The sequence below is a fragment of the Acidovorax sp. SRB_24 genome, assembly GCF_012931925.1.
Genome location: NZ_MWOM01000016.1, coordinates 1 through 18,331 on the forward strand (window position 1 = coordinate 1; position 18,331 = coordinate 18,331).

Below are 18,331 nucleotides of genomic sequence, written 5' to 3' on the forward strand. Positions count from 1 at the left end.
GCGCCCGCGGCAGACGCTGTGGCGGCACAGCCCGCCGCACCAGGGCTGCCAGAGCCCGGCGCAACGCCGGCACCTGCCGGGGCCGCGCCGCAGGCCGCCGCCGCGGAGGCGCAGCGCAGCGGCTGGATCGACCGGCTCAAGAGCGGGCTGCGCAAGACCGGCTCCAGCATCACCACGGTGTTCACCGGCACGCGCATCGACGATGCGCTGTACGAGCAGCTCGAAGAAGCCCTGCTGATGGCGGACACCGGCGTCAAGGCCACGCAGTGGCTGCTCACCGACCTCAAGCGCCGCGTCAAGGACAGCAAAACCACCGATCCCGCGGCGGTCAAGGATTTGCTGGCCGATGCGCTGGCAGACCTGCTGCGCCCGCTCGAAAAGCCCCTCGTCATCGGCCGGCACACGCCCACGGTCATCATGGTCGCGGGCGTCAATGGCGCGGGCAAGACCACATCGATCGGCAAACTCACCAAGCACCTGGCCAACGAAGGCGCGCACGTGCTGCTGGCCGCGGCCGACACCTTCCGCGCGGCGGCGCGCGAGCAACTCGGTGTGTGGGCCGACCGCAACCTGGTCGAGATCGTCAGCCAGGAAGGCGGCGACCCGGCCGCCGTGAGCTTCGATGCCGTCACCGCCGGCAAGGCGCGCGGCAAGGACGTGGTGCTGGTCGACACCGCCGGGCGCCTGCCCACGCAGCTGCACTTGATGGAAGAGCTGAAAAAAATCCGCCGCGTTGTCACCAAGGCCGATGCCACAGCGCCGCACGAGGTGCTGCTGGTGATCGACGGCAACACCGGCCAGAACGCGCTGGCCCAGGTGCGCTCGTTCGACGACGCGCTGCAGCTCACTGGCCTGATCGTCACCAAGCTCGACGGCACGGCCAAGGGCGGCGTGCTGGCGGCGATTGCGCAGGAGCGGCCGCTGCCGGTGTATTTCATCGGCGTCGGCGAGAAACTCGAAGACCTCGAAACCTTCAGCGCGCGCGAGTTCGCCCAGGCCCTGCTGGCCTGAGGCCCGCAGCAGCGCCCCTTCTGCGGGAATGCCCGTGCAGTCCGGCGGCGCTGCACGGGCACATTTACGGCCGGCACCAATTCCCCGATCATGGGAGGCCCTCCACTCCCGTGGCTTTCATGCTCCTTGAACTGTTCAAAGGTGCCGCCCTGCTGCTGGCGCTGTGCTTTCTGCACGGCGCCAACATGCGCCTGTGGCGCCGCCGGCCACGGGTGGGCCAGGCCATGTCGGGCCTGCTGTTCGGCGGCATCTGCGTGGTCGGCATGCTCAGCCCGGTGGCGCTGATGCCCGGGGTCATCATCGACGCGCGCTCGGTAGTGCTGGGCATGGCGGGCCTGTTCGGCGGCCCGGTGGTCGCCGGCATGGCCGCCGCCATGGCGGCGGCATGGCGCCTGTGGATCGGCGGCGCGGGCGCGCCGGTGGGGGTGCTGGTCATCGTGCTGTGCGCTCTGCTGGGCCTGGGCTACCGCCAGGCGCGCCGGCGTGGCCGCGTGGGCGTGGGGCCAGGGGCGCTGCTGCTGTTCGGCCTGCTGCTGCATGTCATGGTGCTGGCCTGCCTGCAGCTGCTGCCCGCCGACGTGGCCCGGCACTTCAACGGCATGCGGGCCTGGGCCTTTTTGCTCATCTTCACGCCAGCCACGGTGCTGATAGGCCTGCTGCTGGGCGACGTCGAAGCACGCCTGAACACCGAACAGGCCCTGGCCGACAGCGCTGCGCGGCTCAGCGCCATCGCCCACGCCATCCCCGACGTGCTGCTGGTGCTGGACGCGCAAGGCCGCTATGTCGAGGTGCTGTCGCCCGACGAATCCCAGCTCGTGGCGCAGGCGCCGGCGCTGCTGGGCAAACGCGTGCACGACGTGCTGCCCACGCAGCAGGCCGATCGCTTCATGGAGCTGATCACGCGGACGCTGCACAGCGGCCAGACCGAGAGCTTTGAATACGAGATGGAGACGCTGTCGGGGCCGCGCCACTTCGAGGGCCGCGCGCAGCCGCTGGGCACGGCGGTCAACGGACGGGCGGCCGTGGTGTTCCTCGCACGCGACATCACCGAACGGCTGCGCAGCGAGACCGCCCTGCGCGAATCCGAGCTGCGCTTTCGCTCGCTGCTGGGCGACATTCCATCGATCTCGGTGCAGGGCTACCTGGCCGACGGCACCGTGAGCTACTGGAACCAGGCGTCCGAACAGCTCTACGGCTACAGCGCGCAGGAGGCGCTGGGCCAGAACCTGCTGGACCTGATCGTGCCGCCGGCCTTGCATGCCGAGGTGCGCCACCAGATGCGGCAGATGTTCGCCACGGGCGCGTCGATCCCCGGCGCGGAAGTGCAGCTGCGGCGCAAGGACGGCACGCCGGTGGACGTGTTCTCCAGCCACACCTACATCGCGGTGCCGGGCCAGCCGCCCGAGATGTTCTGCATCGACATCGACATCTCGGGGCGCAAGGCCGCCGAGAGCGAGGCGCGCTACCTGGCCTTCTATGACGCGCTGACCGGGCTGCCCAACCGGCGCCTGCTGATGGACCGGCTGCAACAGGTGCTGGCCGGCAGCGCGCGCTCGGGGCTCCACGCGGCCGTGCTGTTCGTCGACCTGGACAACTTCAAAACCCTCAACGACAGCCGCGGCCACGCGGTCGGCGACCTGCTGCTGCTCGAAGTCGCCCAGCGCCTGCAGGACTGCGTGCGCGGACAGGACACCGTGGCCCGGCTGGGCGGCGACGAATTCGTGGTGGTGCTGCAAAACCTCAGCGCCGACGCGATCGAGGCCGCCGACCAGGTGCGCCACCTCGGCGAGGCCATGCTCGCGCGGCTGCGCCAGCCCTACGCGCTGGCCGGGCAACGCCAGCACGTCACCGCCACCATGGGCGCCACGGTGCTGGGCGAGCAGTCCGTGACCATCGACGAAGTGCTCAAGCAGGCCGACATGGCGATGTACCGCGCCAAGGACGCGGGCCGCAACACGCTGTGCTTTTTCGACCCCGACATGCAGGATGCCGTCAACCTGCGTGCGCGGCTGGAGGCGGCGCTGCACGCCGGCCTGCGGCTGGCGCAGTTTGTTCTGGTCTACCAGCCGCAGGTGGACAGCGCAAGCCGCGTGACCGGCGCCGAGGCCCTGCTGCGCTGGCAGCACCCGACCAAGGGCCTGGTCGAGCCCGCGGTGTTCATCGCGCTGGCCGAGGAGACGGGCCTCATCCTGCCGCTGGGCCAGTGGGTGCTCGAGACCGCCCTGCGCGAGCAGGCGCGCTGGCGCAGCGACCCGGCATTGGCGCCGCTGCGCATGGCCATCAACGTCAGCGCGCGGCAGTTCCGCCAGGACGATTTTGTCGCGCAGGTGCTGGGCCTGCTGGAGCACAGCGGCGCCGACCCCGAGCGCATCACGCTCGAGCTCACCGAAAGCCTGCTGCTGAGCGACGTGGACGGCGTCATTGCCACCATGCGCGCGCTCAAGGCGCATGGCCTGCGCTTCTCGCTCGACGACTTCGGCACCGGCTACTCGTCGCTGAACTACCTCAAGCGCCTGCCACTGGACCAGCTCAAGATCGACCAGGGCTTCGTGCGCGGCGTGCTGCACAACGCCAGCGACGCCGCCATTGCGCACGCCATCATCGCGCTGGCGGACACGCTGGGGCTGGGGATCATCGCCGAAGGCGTCGAAACCGCCGAGCACCATGCGTTCCTGCAGGCCCATGGCTGCCGGGGCTTCCAGGGCTACCTGTTTGGCCGCCCCGAGCCGCTGGCGGACTTTGAGCAGCGCGTGCGCAGCGCAGGCGCCGCACCGGTTCCGGCTTGAACGACCGCTGACCGCGGGGCACCGCGCTCAAGCAGCGCCGGACGCCCCGGGCGCAACCTCCTGCGCCACCCACTGGGCATAGTCGGCGCTGGCCTGCAGCGGCTGCACCACCAGCTCGGGCACGGTGTAGGGGTGCTGGGCGCGCAGCAGTGCCAGCAGCGCGGGCACGGCCTGCGCCGTGGTCTTGCAGTCCAGGCGCTGCTCGGCCTCTTCGTGCAGCGCGCCCTGCCAGCGGTAGTGCGAGGTGATGGCCTGCACCTGCACGCAGGCCGCCAGCCGCGCCTGCAGAGCGGCCTGGGCCAGGCGGCGCGCGTCGGCCGGCGTGGCCACCGTGGTGGTCACCAGGGAGAGGTCGGGGATGGCGGGCATGGGTGGGGGGAGGGCCGTGGGGCGCACAGTCTGCCACGGCCCGCAGGCTGCGCGCAAGGCAGGTGCGTTCACTATCCATTTTATAGCTTGCAGCGCTTTCCCATTCAGCGTTTGCGGCGCTTTTGACCACAAATCTTCAGCACTGCGGCGGGCCTATCCCCCCGCCAACGCCGCGGCGCGTCGCCAGCGTGCGACCTCGGCCGGAAGCGACCCGATGGCCTGCACCGGCAGCACGCCGGGCAGCGGGCGCTGGTAGAGCACCGGGCACCCGCCGCCGACCCAGATGGCAGTGCGCGGCGGCAGCTGTCGGCGCAGCGCACGCAGCGCCGCGACCACCGCGGGCGCGCCCTGCACCCCAGTGAAGCTCAGGGCGACGATGTCGGCGTCGTGCACCTGGGCAGCGCGCGCAATGTCCCCGAGCGGTGTCTGAGTTCCCAGGGAGAGGCAGTGGCAACCCTCCAGCGCCAGCAGCGCCTCGACCATCAGCAGGCCCAGGCCATGGGCCTCTTGCGGCACGGTGGTCAGCAGCACGCGCGGCGTGCCGCGGCCCGGCGGCGGCGCGATGCTGGCGATGGCCTGGCGCAGCACGCCGGTCAGGCATTCGGTATAGAGGTGTTCCTCGAAGACCTGGAAGCGCCCCTGCATCCAGGCCTCGCCCACGGCCGTGTTCAGCGGCGCCACCAGCTGCGTGACGAAGGCCACCAGGCCCAGGCGCAGCGCGTCCTGGCCGAGCGCGTGGCGCAGACGGTGCATGTCGTGCTGGGCAATCAGCGCCAGGTAGCTCTCCAGCGCCGGCGCACTGGCGGCGGCCACGGGCGCAGCCGGCGCCGCATCGGCCAGCGCCTGCAGCGCCTCGGGTGCCAGCGCCACGATGCGCCCGGGCCGGTGCCCGGCATCCATCAGGCGGCGGATGGCGTACAGGCGCTCGACCTGCTCGGGCGGGTAGAGCCGGTCGCCCGCACCGTCGCGCTCGGGGCGGGGGAAGCCATAGCGGCGCTCCCACACACGCAGCGTGTCCTTCGACAGGCCTGTGTCGCGCTCGACGGCGGCAATGGACAGGTGCTGCGCGAGCACGCGTTCGCGCTCATTCATGGGGATCGGCGCCCTCAGGGCGAAAAAGTGGCATGCAAAAACCGCTCGGCTGCGTAAAGAACACAGGAGCGATTAAAGCGCAAGTGGACAAAATGTGCTGAAATAGCTTCATTGTCTTGGACAAATCAATGGAGCGTCTAATGCGAACCCTGTCCACTCTTTTCCTTGCCGCCATGCTCTTGCCCTGGGCGCCGGCCATCGCGCAGGCCACTGGTGCACCGGCGCCGGCTGCGGCGCCCGCCGCCTGTCCCGCGCTCCTGCAGCACACGGTGCTGCGCCTGCAGGACGAGCAGCCGCAGTCGCTGTGCCAGTACAGCGGCAAGGTGCTGCTCGTGGTCAACACGGCCAGCTACTGCGGCTTCACGGGCCAGTACGAGGGACTCGAAGCGCTGCACAAGCGCTACCAGGGCAAGGGCCTGGTGGTGCTGGGTTTCCCGTCCAACGACTTTGCGCAGGAGGGTGGAGACAACGCGCAGATCGCCGCGTTCTGCGAAAACACCTATGGCGTCAAATTCCCAATGTTTGCCAAGAGCAGCGTCACGGGGACCGGGGCGTCGCCGCTGTACCGCCAGCTGGCGCAGCAGACCGGCAAGGTGCCGCGCTGGAATTTCTACAAATACCTGGTGGGGCGCGACGGCCGTGTGGCGGGCAGCTATTCGAGCCTCACGGCGCCCGACAACGCCGGCCTGGTGCGCGCCATTGAAAAGGCGCTGGCCCAGCCCGCGCCCCCGTCCCGGAGCACGCCATGAAGATCGCCATCGTCGGCTCGGGCATCGCGGGCCTGGCGGCCGCACACCGGCTGCAGGGCCAGGCGCAGCTCACGCTGTTCGAGGCCGGCAGCTACTACGGCGGCCACACGCACACCGTCGATGTGACGCTGCCCACGCCCGCGGGGCCGGTCACGCACGGCGTGGACACGGGCTTTCTGGTGTTCAACGAGCGCACCTACCCGCAGCTGATCGCGCTGCTGGCCGAGCTGGGCGTGGCCACTGCGCCGTCCGACATGTCGTTCTCGGTGCAGGTGCCCGGCAAGGCGGGCGCCCGGGCGCTGGAGTGGAGCGGCTCCCACCTCTCGACCGTGTTTGCCCAGCGCAGCAACCTGCTGAGCCCGCGCTTCTGGGGCATGCTCGCCGACCTGCTGCGCTTCAACCGGCTGGCCACACGCATCGCAGAGGCCAACGAAGAGGCCGCGCTGGCGCAGCCGCTCGGCGAGTTCCTGCAGGCGCACCGCTTTGGCGACGCGTTCCGCGACTGGTACTTTTTGCCCATGCTCGGCTCCATCTGGAGCTGCCCGACGGACCAGATGCTGCGCTTTCCGGTCGCCACGATGGTCCGCTTCTGCCACAACCACGGCCTGCTGCAGATCAGCGGCCGCCCGCAGTGGCACACCGTGGTCGGCGGCGCGCGCCACTATGTCGACAAGATCGTCGCGCGCGTGGCCGACAAGCGCCTCAACACGCCAGTGCGCCGCATCGAGCGCGACGCCGCGGGCGTGCGCGTGCTCACCGACCACGGCGCCGAGCGCTTTGACCGCGTGGTGCTGGCCACGCACTCCGACCAGGCGCTGGCGCTGCTGGCCGCGCCCACGGCGCAGGAACTCGCGGTGCTGGGCGCCATCCGCTACCAGCCCAACCGCGCCGTGCTGCACACCGACGCCTCGGTGCTGCCCATGCGCCGCGCCGCCTGGGCGGCCTGGAACTACGAGCGCGCGCCCACGCAGGCCGGCGAATCGGCGCGCGTGTGCCTGCACTACTGGCTCAACCGGCTCCAGCCGCTGCCGTTTGAGCAGCCGGTGCTGGCGTCGTTGAACCCGGTGCGCGCCATTGCATCGCAGCACATCCTGGGCGAATACGACTATGACCACCCGGTGTTCGACCAGGCCGCGATCCGCGCGCAGGCCCAGGTGGCACAGCTGCAGGGCGTCCAGCACAGCTGGTTCTGCGGCGCCTGGACGGGCTATGGCTTCCACGAGGACGGCCTGGCATCGGGACTGGCCGTGGCCGAGGCCTTGCAGGCCGAGCTGCGCACGCCGCGCGCGGAGGCCGCATGACCGCCGCGGCGCTGCCCGTCGCCACACCGCTGATCGGCTTCGGCCAGGTGCGGCACACGCGGCTGCGCCCGACGCGGCACGCGTTCAGCTACCGCACCTTTTTCCTGATGCTGCCGCTGCGCAGCCTGCGTGCCCACCCGGAGAGCGCCGGCGCGCTGGCCTTCAACAGGCGCGGCGCGCTGAGTTTCCACGAATGCGACCACGGCGATGGCCGCAGCCTGCAGGAAGGCGGCGCGCTCGGCTGGCTCGACGCGCTGCTGCAGGCCGAGGGCATTGACGACGCCAGCGGCGAGGTCTGGCTGCACTGCTATCCGCGCGTGTGGGGCTACACCTTCAAGCCCGTGAGCTTCTGGTACTGCCACCGCGCTGACAACTCGCTGCGCGCCATCGTCGTCGAGGTTCACAACACCTTCGGTGAGCGCCACTGCTACCTGCTCGACCACCCGCGCCTCGGCGCCGAACTGCAGGCGCACAAGGTGTTCCATGTCTCGCCGTTCTGCCGTGTCACAGGCCGCTACCGCTTCCGCTTTGTGCGCTCCAACCAGGGCGGGCGCGATCGCACCGTGGTGCGCATCGACCACGACGATGAGGCTGGTGCGCTGCTGCAGACCAGCGTCAGCGGCGAGCTGCTGCCGCTGTGCGCGCGCACCGTGCGCCGCGCCCTGTGGGGCTACCCGGCCATGACGCTGGCCGTGACCGCGCGCATCCACTGGCAGGCGCTGCGGCTGTGGGCCAAGCGCGTGGGCTTCCAGCGCAAGCCCGCGCCGCCCGCCGCCAGCATCACACGCTGACCCCTTCTTATGCCCCCAAAAGCCATGAACAGCACCACCGCCTCCCCCTCCAGCGCCGCGGCCCTGCCGCCCGGCGTCCCGGCCGCCGCGCGCACCGCACTGCAGCTGCTGCAGCGCCTGCAGCACGGCACGCTCACGCTGCAATTGCCCGACGGCACGCTGCGCCACTACGGCCACGGCAGCCCCGTGGCCGCCATCGCGCTGAAGAACTGGAACGTGTTCGGCGCCGCGCTCAAGTCGGGCGACATCGGCTTTGCCGAGAGCTACATCGCCGGCGACTGGACCACGCCGCACCTGACCGAACTGCTCAAGCTGTTCATCGCCAACCGCCAGCAGATCGAGGGCATGGTCTACGGCAGCTGGGCCGGGCGGCTGCTGTTTCGCCTCAAGCACCTGCTGCACCGCAACACGCGCGCCAACAGCCAGAAAAACATCCACGCCCACTACGACCTGGGCAACGCCTTCTATGCGCTGTGGCTGGACGAGACCATGAACTATTCGTCCGCTTGGTTTGAAGGCGGGCTGGGCGGGGCCGGCACCGACCTGCCCAGTGCCCAGCGCGCCAAGGTGCGCCGCGCGCTGCGCCAGACCGGCGTGCGGCCGGGCGACCGCGTGCTCGAGATCGGCTGCGGCTGGGGCGCGCTGGCCGAGATGGCAGCGACCGAGTTCGACGCCACGCTCACGGGCGTGACGCTGTCGACCGAACAGCTCGCGTTTGCCCGGCAGCGCCTGGAGACGCTGGGCATGTCCGGGCGCGCCGACCTGCGCCTGCAGGACTACCGCGACATCGGCGACGGGCCCTACGACGCGGTCTGTTCGATTGAAATGGTCGAAGCCGTCGGGCGCGAATACTGGCCGACCTACTTCCAGGCCGTGCACCGCCTGCTCAAGCCCGGCGGCAAGGCCTGCATCCAGAGCATCGTGATCGACGACGCGCTGTTCCGGCGCTACATCGGCTCGACCGATTTCATCCAGCAGTACATCTTCCCCGGCGGCTGCCTGCCCTGCCCGAGCGAATTCCGGCGCGCGGCCGAGGCCGCGGGCCTGCGCGTGCAGCAGGAATTCGCCTTCGGCCCCGACTACGCCGAGACCCTGAGGCGCTGGCGCGAGCGCTTCGTCGCGCAGCGCGCGCTCATCCTGCAGCAGGGCTTTGACGAGCGTTTCCTGCACCTGTGGGAGTTCTACCTGGCCTACAGCGAGGCCGCCTTTGCCATGCACAACATCGACGTCGTGCAGTACACGCTGGTGCGCGACTGAGGCACGGCCGGGCGATTACTATGAAAAACAGAGCTGCTTGCGCTTTACTGGTATGGGCTACAGCCGTTTTTCATGCAGAAACGGCGCAGGCCCAGGGTGCCGACACCGCGGCGCCGCTGGCCGGACTGCAGCGCGCCGGCGAGGGCACGCTGCGCGTGTGGGGGCTGGAGATCTACCGCGCCCGCCTCTGGGTCAGTCCGGGCTTCGCCCCCGCCGACTACGCCGCGCTGCCGCTCGCGCTGGAGTTGAGCTACGCGCGCAGCTTCAGCGCCGCGGCCATTGCCGAGCGCTCGATCGCCGAGATGCGCCGCGCCGGGCCCTTCAGCGCCGCGCAGGCCACGCGCTGGCAGCAGGCGCTGCAGGCCGCGCTGCGCGACGTGCAGCCCGGCGACCGCATCACCGGCCTGTACCAGCCGGGGCGCGGCGCGACGTTCCGGATGCGCGGGCGTACCGTGGGCACGGTCGCCGACCCCGAGTTCGCACGCCTGTTCTTCGGCATCTGGCTTGCGCCCCAGACCTCCGAGCCGGGTCTGCGCGCCGAGCTGCTGGGCACCGAGGCCCCGCCATGACGTCGGCCGCCACGCTGTCCGCCCGCCAGGGCCTGACGTATGGCCTCCTCGGCCTGCCGCTGGCGTTCGTGGCGCTGCCGCTGTATGTGCTGCTGCCGCACCACTACGCCAGCGCCTTCGGCATGCCGCTGGCCACGCTGGGAGCGCTGCTGCTGGGCGCGCGACTGTTCGATGCCGCGATCGACCCGCTGCTGGGCCGTTGGAGCGACCGGCTGTTTGCGCGCTCGCTGCGCGCCGTGTGGGCGGTGGGCGCGGTGGCGGCGCTGGTGCTGTCGTTGGGCTTGACGGGGCTGTTTTATCCGGCGCGCACCGGGCCGCAGGCACTGGTGGTCTGGGCGCTGGGCTGCCTGCTGGTTACGTATACCGCGTTCAGCCAGCTGAGCATTGCCCACCAGGCCTGGGGCGCGCGCCTGGGTGGCGATGAACTGCAGCGCGGGCGCATCGTCGCCTGGCGCGAGGGCTGCGGTCTGGTCGGCGTGGTGCTGGCCTCGGTGCTGCCGGGGCTGTTCGGGCTGCCCGCCATGCTGGGCGTGTTTGCCGCCGCGCTGGCGCTGGGCTGGCTGGCCTGGACGCGCGCGCCGCGCCCGCCGGCAGCCGCACCCCACGCCACACACCCGGGCGCGGCAGCCGCCAGCCCGTGGCACCCCTGGCGCTGCGCGCCGTTCCGCCGCCTGCTGGCGGTGTTCATGCTCAGCGGCATCGCCAGCGCCGTGCCGGCCACGCTGGTGCTGTTCTTTGTGCAGGACCGGCTGCGCGCCGCGCCGACCCTGGAGCCGCTGTTTCTCGGCAGCTACTTCGTCTGCGCGGCGCTGGCGATGCCGCTGTGGCTGCGCGCCGTGGCGCACTGGGGCCTTGCGCGGACCTGGCTGGCGGGCATGCTGCTGTCGGTGGCCGTGTTCGCCAGCGTGGCCGGGCTCGGTGCGGGCGACAGCGCCGCCTTCGTGGCCGTGTGCGCGCTTTCGGGCGCGGCGCTGGGCGCCGACCTGGCCCTGCCCGGCGCGCTGCTGGCCGGCGTGATCGCGGGCCAGGGCGACAGCGGCCGCCACGAGGGCGCGTATTTTGGCTGGTGGAACTTCGCCACCAAGCTCAACCTGGCGCTGGCCGCGGGCCTGGCCCTGCCGCTGCTGGGCGCCCTCGGCTACAGCCCCGGGACGCGCGACCCCGAGGCGCTGCGCACGCTGGGCCTGGCCTACGCCGTGCTGCCCTGCGCGCTCAAGCTGCTGGCAGCGGCGGCGCTGGCCTTCTTTTTTGTGCGCCGCAGCCCGCGTGCGCCACTTTTGGTGTGAGGTGTCCCATGGCCCGAAAACGCTTTCTTCTGCTCGCGGCCGCTGTGGCTGCCGGCGTCTCCGTCGCCGCCCTGTCGGGCTGCGCCGCGCCCCAGGCCTCGGACTACGCGGGCGAAAAACCGGCGCTCGACCTGGCGCGCTACTTCAACGGCCGCGTGCTGGCGCACGGCATGTTCCAGGACCGCTTTGGCAAGGTCGCCAAGCGCTTCACGGTGACGATCAACGGCCAGTGGACCGGCAACCAGGGCGTGCTCGACGAGTCCTTCATCTACTCCGACGGCAGCACCGGCCAGCGCGTCTGGCGCCTGACGCAGCACGCGGGCGGGCGCGTGACCGGCACGGCCGACGATGTGGTCGGCGAAGCCGTGGGGTACACCGCCGGCAACGCCTTCCACTGGAACTACACCCTGCGCCAGCCGGTGGGCGACAAGGTCTACGAGGTGCAGATGGACGACTGGATGGTGCTGGTCGACGAGCGCGTGATGCTCAACCGCGCCACCATGCGCAAGTTTGGCGTGCGCCTGGGCGAGGTCACGCTGGCGTTCACCAAGCCCTGAGCATGGCGCTCAACCCGCGCATCCCCGACTGGCAGGGCCGCCGCGTCTGGCTGGTGGGCGCCTCGAGCGGCATCGGCCGCGCCACCGCCTCGGCGCTGCATGCGCGCGGCGCGCAGGTGGTGGTGTCGGCGCGCAGCGCCGCCGCGCTCGATGCATTCACGGCGCAGCACAGCGGCAGCCAGGCGCTGGTGCTCGACAGCACCGAGCGCGCTGCCGTGCAGACCGCAGCGGCCGACTTGCTGGCACGCGGCCCGCTCGACCTCGTCTGCTACTGTGCCGGCACCTACCAGCCGATGCGCGCCACCGCCTTCGACCTCGATGCGATGCTGCGCCACCAGCAGGTCAACGTCACGGGCGCCCTGCAGGTGCTGGGCGCCGTGCTGCCCGCCATGGTGCAGGCGGCAGCGGGCGGGCGCCCGGGCCACCTCAGCCTGGTGGCCAGCGTGGCCGGCTTTCGCGCGCTGCCGCAAAGCCTGGCCTACGGCCCGACCAAGGCCGCGCTGATCCACCTGGCGGAAGCGCTGTACCTGGACCTGCACGACCTCGGCATCGGCGTGAGCGTGGTCAACCCCGGCTTCGTCGCGACACCGCTCACGGCGACCAACGACTTCGCCATGCCGGCGCTGATCTCGCCCGAGGATGCCGCCGCCGCGATGGTGCGCGGCTGGGAGCGCGGCGCGTTCGAGATCCATTTCCCCAAGCGCTTCACGCGCGTGATGAAGCTGCTGCGCCTGCTGCCGTATGGGCTCTACTTCCCGGCCGTGCGCCGGCTGACCGGACTGTGACCATGCCCTCCACCCCGACCACCAGCGCCGATGCCGCCGACGCGGCGGCCTCCGTGGCCGCCATCGCAGCGTTCTTTGAAACGCTCACACCCGACACCATCGGGGCGATGGACCGCGTCTATGCCGCCGACGCCCGCTTCAAGGACCCGTTCAATGAAGTGCAAGGCCTCGCGGCAATCATGCGCATCTACGCACACATGTTCGAGACGCTGCACGGGCCCCGTTTTGTCGTCACCGGCCGCGTGCTGCAGGGCCGCGAGTGCTTTCTGACCTGGAACTTCTGCTTTCGCTTCAAAGGCATCCAGCCGGCGACCGCGCAGACCGTGCGCGGCTGCTCGCACTTGGTGCTCGACGCCCACGGCCGCATCGCGGTGCACCGCGACTACTGGGATGCGGCCGAGGAGCTGTACGAAAAAATCCCTGTGCTCGGCGGCCTGATGCGCTGGCTGAGGAAACGGGCCAGCAGCTGATCGACCACCCCATTCACCCAATCGCCCGCTCACCCGCCATGTCCACCGCCCTCGTCTGGTTCCGCCGCGACCTGCGCTGCCACGACCATGCCGCGCTGCACCACGCGCTGCGCAGCGCCGAACGCGTGCACTGCGCTTTTGTTTTCGACACCGACATCCTGGACGCCCTGCCCACGCGCTGCGACCGGCGCGTCGACTTCATCCACGCCAGCCTGCAGGAACTCGACGGCGCGCTCGACGCCCTGTCGCGCGCGGCGGGCGGCCAGGGCAGCGGCCTGCGGGTGCGCCACGGGCCGGCCACCGACTGCATCGTGCAGCTGGCGGTGGCGCTGGGCGTGGACCGGGTGTGGGCCAACCGCGACTACGAGCCCGCCGCGATCGCGCGCGACCGTGCCGTGGCGCAGCAGCTGGCCGCGCACGGCATTGCCTGGGCCGACTGCAAAGACCAGGTGGTGTTCGAGCAGAACGAGGTGCTGACCCAGGCCGGCACGCCGTTTGGCGTGTTCACGCCCTACCGCAAGGCCTGGCTCAAACAGCTGGACGGCTCGCAGCTGCGGCCCTACCCGATCGAAAGGCACGCGGCGCGCCTGGCCGCGAAACCGGCGGGCGAAGCCCTGCCGCCGCTGGCCGCGCTCGGCTTTGCGCCCAGCAACCTCGCCAGCCTGCCGCTGCCCCCGGGCACGCGCGGCGGCCGCCAGCTGCTGGCCGACTTTGCGGCACGCATCGACAGCTACCGCGCAGCGCGCGACTACCCGGCGCGCAAGGGCGTGTCCTACCTGTCGGTGCACCTGCGCTTTGGCACCGTGTCGGTGCGTGAGCTGGCGGCCTTGGCACAGCAGCACGGCGGCGACGGCGCCGCCACCTGGCTGTCCGAACTGGTGTGGCGCGACTTCTATCAGATGATTCTGTGGCACCACCCGCAGGTGGTGGAGCGCGCTTTCAAGCCGACCTACGACCACATTGCCTGGGACGACGCCCCCGAACTGTTCGCTGCCTGGTGCGGGGCGGTCACCGGCTACCCGCTCGTCGACGCCGCCCTGCGCCAGCTGCACCAGACCGGCTACATGCACAACCGCCTGCGCATGGTGGTGGCGTCGTTCCTGACCAAGGACCTGGGCATCGACTGGCGCCTGGGCGAGCGCCACTTTGCGCAGCACCTGAACGACTACGACCTGGCCGCCAACAACGGCGGCTGGCAGTGGGCGGCTTCCACGGGCTGCGACGCCCAGCCCTGGTTTCGGATATTCAACCCGACCACGCAGTCGCAAAAATTCGACCCCGAGGGCCGTTTCATCCGCCGCTATCTGCCCGAACTGGCGCGCATGCCCGACCAGTTCATCCATGCGCCTGCCAGCGCCAGCGCCGCCGTGCTGGCGCAAGCGGGCGTGCGCCTGGGGCACGACTACCCGAAACCCATCGTGGACCACGCCCGGGCGCGACAGCGCACGCTGATGCGCTTTGGCTTTGCAGCGGCCGAGGCCCGGATGGCTACAGCCGGAACCTCCCAGCATTAAGCGCCGGGCGGCTTTTATTTTGATAGCACGCACCGCTGCCGGGCTCAGCGCCAAAAGGCAAAATGCCTTGAAACAATATCTCTTTTCCCGCCCGCAAATGGAACGCATGCCGCATGCGCGGGAATATACGCGCTGAACCCTGAAATTCCCCACACCGCAGAACTGCTTCCATGGCGGGTGGCACTCGCCCCCATAAAAACTGGAGTCCTGCATTAAGGAAAAGTGCAAAGGCACCGGCCGCGGTGTTGCAAGCCATGGGCCAGCGCGGGCAACGTAGCGAGGTGCCCCCGCTGGGGCACCCTTCCATCACAGTGGTTGGAGGCGCTTGGCCTCAACGGTCGTTTTTGTGGCTCTGGCGTCCCGCTTCCACATGCTGTTCGTGGCTGCCGCCTTGTGTCTTGCCAGCCGAGCCTGCCGCCGCGCTTCCGCCACTGCCCCCTGAAGTGGATTTGCCTGTCCCGGACTTGCCCGACATGTCGGACGTCCCAGGCTTGGCAGAGGATTTGTCGGAGCTGTGGCTGCCTTGGCCCTTGCCACCATGCTGACCGCCGCTGGCGGTGTGCTGATTATGGCCCTGGGGGTTATTGGTTGACATAAACATTCTCCTGAATGAAAAACAATGCACAGCAGGGAAATTCTTGCTGCGCCGGCATTGTTTTATAATCACTCCATGGTTTATGCCAGCGCGCTCCTACTTTTGTGTAGGCCTTGGCCGATGCCACGATACAAAAAGTAATTTCCTGAACCAAGAAGAAATATTGGGAAAATACGCCAATATCCTTGCTCGGGTTGAAACATCGGTCTGCAGGCATTATCCATGCAACCAAAATGCTACTGCTCAATCCAACGTTTTTGGTACGCTTCTGATGCCCGGTTCCACAATGCTGCAGGGTGGGGTCTTTATCGGCGTTGGATGATCTGGTCGGTGACCTTGCCCAGTGCACAACCCTCCCCTTCCGCACCCTGGGTTGGAGGCAGGATTTTTCTGACAAGCAGACAGGAACTCTGCCTTTAGCAGTCTCTCTAACAGAGTGCTAACATGAACCATCGATAACGTAAAGGACCCCTGAATGGTGACTCCCACTGGATCCGCTGCCACTGCCTTGGCCCCTGCCAATCCTTGGGCTTTGGTGCCGCCGCTGGGCAATCTTGATGCATACATTTCTGCAGCCAACCGCATTCCGCTGCTGACGCTCGAAGAAGAGCAGGCTGCAGCGCGCGCGCTGCGCACCCACAACGACCTCGATGCCGCTGGCCGGCTGGTGATGTCGCACCTGCGCCTGGTGGTGTCCATTTCGCGCCAGTACCTGGGCTACGGCCTGCCGCACGGCGACCTGATCCAGGAAGGCAACGTGGGTCTGATGAAAGCCGTCAAGCGCTTCGACCCCGACCAGGGTGTGCGCCTGGTGAGCTATGCGATGCACTGGATCAAAGCCGAGATCCACGAATACATCCTGAAGAACTGGCGCATGGTGAAGGTGGCCACCACCAAGGCGCAGCGCAAGCTGTTCTTCAATCTGCGCTCCATGAAGCAGGGCTTCAAGGCCGGCGCACTCGACGCCGACACGCACCGCAACACGCTGTCCGAGAACGAGATCGACCTCGTGGCCGACCGGCTCAACGTCAAGCGCGAAGAGGTGATGGAGATGGAAACCCGCATGTCGGGCGGCGATGTGCTGCTCGACCCGGCCCCGTCCGACGATGGCGAGCAGGCCTTTGGCCCGATCGCCTACCTGGCCGATGCCGCCCACGAGCCCACGGCCATGATCGAATCGCGCCAGCGCGACGTGCTCTCGACCGAAGGCATTGCCACGGCACTGTCGGGCTTGGACGAACGCAGCCGGCGCATCGTCGAGGAGCGTTGGCTCAAGGTCAACGACGACGGCTCGGGCGGCATGACGCTGCACGAACTCGCCGCGGTCTATGGCGTGAGCGCCGAGCGCATCCGCCAGATCGAGTCCGCCGCCATGAAGAAAATGAAAAAGACGCTGGCCGAGTACGCCTGAACCCGCGCCACCGGCCTGCGGTACGCGGGCGCAGTGGCGATAATCCGAGCGCGCAATCCATGGGTTGCGCGCTTTTTTTCTTGCGGCGCACCCTGCCCCGCGCCCTGCTTCCAAGGAGTCCCCATGCCCCCCTGCCCCGTTCGCCGCGCCACGCTGGTGCTGGCACTTGCCGCTGCGTGCGGCGCCGCCTCGGCCCAGACCGCGCCTGCCACGCCCGGCTGGCCCAGCAAGCCGCTGAAGATCGTGGTGGGCTTTCCGGGCGGCTCGTCGCCCGACCTGGTGGCGCGCACGCTGGCAGAGCCGCTGGCCAAGGCCCTGGGTCAGCCCGTGATCGTGGAAAACAAGGTGGGCGCTGGAGGCAACATTGCCGCCGACGCCGTGGCCCGCGCCACCGACGACCACACCATCGGCGTGATGATCAACGGCAACATGACGATCGCCAAACTCATCAACCCCAAGGTGAGCTACGACCCGCTCAAGGACCTGGCGCCCATCAGCCTGGTGGGCACCGCCCCACTGGCACTGGCGGCGCCGGCCAATGCCCCGGGCGCCACGGCGCAAGAGTTTCTGGCCGCCGCGCGCAGTGCAGGCGACCAGTGGAGCTACGGCACGCCCGGCGTGGGCACGGTGGCGCACATCGGCATGGAACTGCTCAAGGGCCAGACCGGCATGCAGCCCGTGCATGTGCCCTACCCCGGCAACCCTCAGGTCATCAACGCCATCATTGGCGGGCAGATCCAGCTGGCCCTGCTGCCCCCGGCCATGGCGGCGGCGCAGGCGCGTGCCGGCAAGCTGCGCGTGATCGGCGTCACATCCAGCAGCCGCAGCACGCTGGTGCCTGAGTACCCGAGCCTGGCCGAGGCCGGCGTGAAAGACTTCAACCTGGAAATCTGGAACGCCGTGGCCGGCCCGCGCGCGTTGCCCGCGCCCGTGGTGGCGCGCCTGTCGGCGTTGTTCAGCGAGATCGCGCGCAGCCCGGACGTGCGCGCCAAGCTGTTCCAGCAGGGCTGGCAGGTGACCGGCACCACGGCCGAGGGCCTGGCGCGCCGCATCCAGAGTGACGCACAGCTGCTCGGAGGCGTGATCAAGGCGCGCGGCATTACGGCCGAATAAGCCTGCCGCCCCGGCCGGCCCCAGCGCCTCCGCTGCCCGGGCGGCGGTGCAGCGCAGTCAGCCGGCTTCGTGCAGCAGCGCGCGCACATCGGCCGCGAGGGCCTGCGTGCCGCTGCCATAGCGGTGGTAGACCCGCAGGCGGCCTTGCGGGTCGTACACGTAGCTGCCCGCCGAATGGTCCATGGTGTAACTGGTCGGGGTCTTGCCGTCGACCTTCTTGTAATAGATCTTGAAGTCCTTGGCGACGGCAGCAATCTCTGCAGGGCTGCCGCTGAGCGCCAGAAAGCTCGGGTCGAAGTTGGCCATGTAGGCCTTGAGCATCTCGGGCGTGTCGCGCTCGGGGTCCACGGTCACGAAGATGCCCTGCAGCCGCTCGCCGTCGGCGCCCAGCTGCTGCTTGACTTCGGCCAGCTCCTGCATTGAGGTCGGGCAGACATCGGGGCACTGGGTGAAGCCAAAGAACACCACCACCACCTTGCCGCGAAAGTCCTGCAGATGGCGCGCCTGGCCGTTGTGGTCGGTCAGCGGCAGGTCGCGCGCATAGTCGGCCCCCGTGATGTCCACGCCGCGGAATTCGGGCTTGGCCTTGGAACAAGCACCTAAAAGCACTGTAACGCTTGCTGGTATTGCGCAAGCAGCTATTAATTTAAGAGCATTTCGTTTCAACATGGTGTC

The 18,331-nt window shown here is 69.4% G+C and carries 19 protein-coding genes; 14 read left to right on the forward strand and 5 right to left on the reverse strand.

What is annotated here, in order from left to right; translation table 11 throughout:
• Positions 1–18: 18 nt before the first annotated feature.
• Together ftsY and B2J89_RS07800 are read left to right on the forward strand one after the other, a co-directional pair.
• Positions 19–1,011, forward strand: a complete 993-nt coding sequence (gene ftsY / locus B2J89_RS07795; RefSeq protein WP_371809050.1) for a signal recognition particle-docking protein FtsY — start codon at positions 19–21, stop codon at positions 1,009–1,011.
• A gap of 119 nt (positions 1,012–1,130) precedes the next feature.
• On the forward strand, positions 1,131–3,797 hold the full coding sequence (locus tag B2J89_RS07800) for an EAL domain-containing protein (RefSeq protein WP_169168582.1): 2,667 nt from the start codon (positions 1,131–1,133) through the stop codon (positions 3,795–3,797).
• A gap of 27 nt (positions 3,798–3,824) precedes the next feature.
• Here the strand turns inward: B2J89_RS07800 and cutA are convergent, their stop codons facing one another.
• On the reverse strand, positions 3,825–4,166 hold the full coding sequence (gene cutA / locus B2J89_RS07805) for a divalent-cation tolerance protein CutA (RefSeq protein ID WP_169168583.1): 342 nt from the start codon (positions 4,164–4,166) through the stop codon (positions 3,825–3,827).
• Positions 4,167–4,319: 153 nt separating this feature from the next.
• Entirely contained in the window at positions 4,320–5,258 is a 939-nt protein-coding gene (locus B2J89_RS07810) for a MerR family transcriptional regulator (RefSeq protein WP_169168584.1), read from the reverse strand.
• Positions 5,259–5,431: 173 nt separating this feature from the next.
• Between B2J89_RS07810 and B2J89_RS07815 the strand changes: the two genes are divergently transcribed.
• The 10 genes from B2J89_RS07815 to B2J89_RS07860 are packed head-to-tail and all read left to right on the forward strand — an operon-like array spanning position 5,432 to position 14,537.
• Complete coding sequence (locus B2J89_RS07815) at positions 5,432–6,007, forward strand: glutathione peroxidase (protein ID WP_240964774.1); 576 nt, start codon at positions 5,432–5,434, stop codon at positions 6,005–6,007.
• A complete protein-coding gene (locus B2J89_RS07820) occupies positions 6,004–7,308 on the forward strand; it encodes an NAD(P)/FAD-dependent oxidoreductase (RefSeq protein WP_169168586.1) in 1,305 nt (434 codons plus the stop codon). The genes B2J89_RS07815 and B2J89_RS07820 overlap by 4 nt, the downstream gene beginning before the upstream one ends.
• Complete coding sequence (locus tag B2J89_RS07825; RefSeq protein ID WP_169168587.1) at positions 7,305–8,099, forward strand: DUF1365 domain-containing protein; 795 nt, start codon at positions 7,305–7,307, stop codon at positions 8,097–8,099. The genes B2J89_RS07820 and B2J89_RS07825 overlap by 4 nt, the downstream gene beginning before the upstream one ends.
• Before the next feature lie 24 nt (positions 8,100–8,123).
• Entirely contained in the window at positions 8,124–9,356 is a 1,233-nt protein-coding gene (locus B2J89_RS07830; RefSeq protein ID WP_169168588.1) for a cyclopropane-fatty-acyl-phospholipid synthase family protein, read from the forward strand.
• Positions 9,357–9,376: 20 nt separating this feature from the next.
• Entirely contained in the window at positions 9,377–9,925 is a 549-nt protein-coding gene (locus B2J89_RS07835; protein ID WP_169168589.1) for a chalcone isomerase family protein, read from the forward strand.
• On the forward strand, positions 9,922–11,211 hold the full coding sequence (locus B2J89_RS07840) for an MFS transporter (protein WP_169168590.1): 1,290 nt from the start codon (positions 9,922–9,924) through the stop codon (positions 11,209–11,211). Before B2J89_RS07835 ends, B2J89_RS07840 begins: the two co-directional genes overlap by 4 nt.
• A gap of 8 nt (positions 11,212–11,219) precedes the next feature.
• Entirely contained in the window at positions 11,220–11,768 is a 549-nt protein-coding gene (locus B2J89_RS07845; RefSeq protein WP_169168591.1) for a DUF3833 domain-containing protein, read from the forward strand.
• A gap of 2 nt (positions 11,769–11,770) precedes the next feature.
• Entirely contained in the window at positions 11,771–12,553 is a 783-nt protein-coding gene (locus B2J89_RS07850) for an SDR family oxidoreductase (RefSeq protein WP_169168592.1), read from the forward strand.
• A gap of 2 nt (positions 12,554–12,555) precedes the next feature.
• The gene (locus B2J89_RS07855) at positions 12,556–13,023 is read left to right on the forward strand and encodes a nuclear transport factor 2 family protein (protein ID WP_169168593.1); all 468 of its coding nucleotides are present in this window, start codon (positions 12,556–12,558) and stop codon (positions 13,021–13,023) included.
• A 38-nt stretch (positions 13,024–13,061) separates the two neighbouring features.
• A complete protein-coding gene (locus B2J89_RS07860) occupies positions 13,062–14,537 on the forward strand; it encodes a deoxyribodipyrimidine photo-lyase (RefSeq protein ID WP_169168594.1) in 1,476 nt (491 codons plus the stop codon).
• A 331-nt stretch (positions 14,538–14,868) separates the two neighbouring features.
• Here the strand turns inward: B2J89_RS07860 and B2J89_RS07865 are convergent, their stop codons facing one another.
• On the reverse strand, positions 14,869–15,132 hold the full coding sequence (locus tag B2J89_RS07865) for a hypothetical protein (RefSeq protein ID WP_169168581.1): 264 nt from the start codon (positions 15,130–15,132) through the stop codon (positions 14,869–14,871).
• Positions 15,119–15,349, reverse strand: a complete 231-nt coding sequence (locus B2J89_RS22485; protein WP_205763752.1) for a hypothetical protein — start codon at positions 15,347–15,349, stop codon at positions 15,119–15,121. Before B2J89_RS22485 ends, B2J89_RS07865 begins: the two co-directional genes overlap by 14 nt.
• 258 nt (positions 15,350–15,607) lie before the next feature.
• On the opposite strand from B2J89_RS22485, the gene rpoH reads away from it, so the two are divergent.
• Together rpoH and B2J89_RS07875 are read left to right on the forward strand one after the other, a co-directional pair.
• The gene (gene rpoH, locus B2J89_RS07870) at positions 15,608–16,543 is read left to right on the forward strand and encodes an RNA polymerase sigma factor RpoH (RefSeq protein WP_169168595.1); all 936 of its coding nucleotides are present in this window, start codon (positions 15,608–15,610) and stop codon (positions 16,541–16,543) included.
• A 123-nt stretch (positions 16,544–16,666) separates the two neighbouring features.
• A complete protein-coding gene (locus tag B2J89_RS07875; protein WP_169168596.1) occupies positions 16,667–17,656 on the forward strand; it encodes a tripartite tricarboxylate transporter substrate binding protein in 990 nt (329 codons plus the stop codon).
• Positions 17,657–17,713: 57 nt separating this feature from the next.
• Here B2J89_RS07875 and B2J89_RS07880 read toward each other — a convergent pair whose 3' ends face one another.
• Positions 17,714–18,325: an SCO family protein gene (locus tag B2J89_RS07880; protein ID WP_169168597.1), complete on the reverse strand. Its 612-nt coding sequence runs from the start codon at positions 18,323–18,325 to the stop codon at positions 17,714–17,716.
• Positions 18,326–18,331 lie beyond the last annotated feature (6 nt).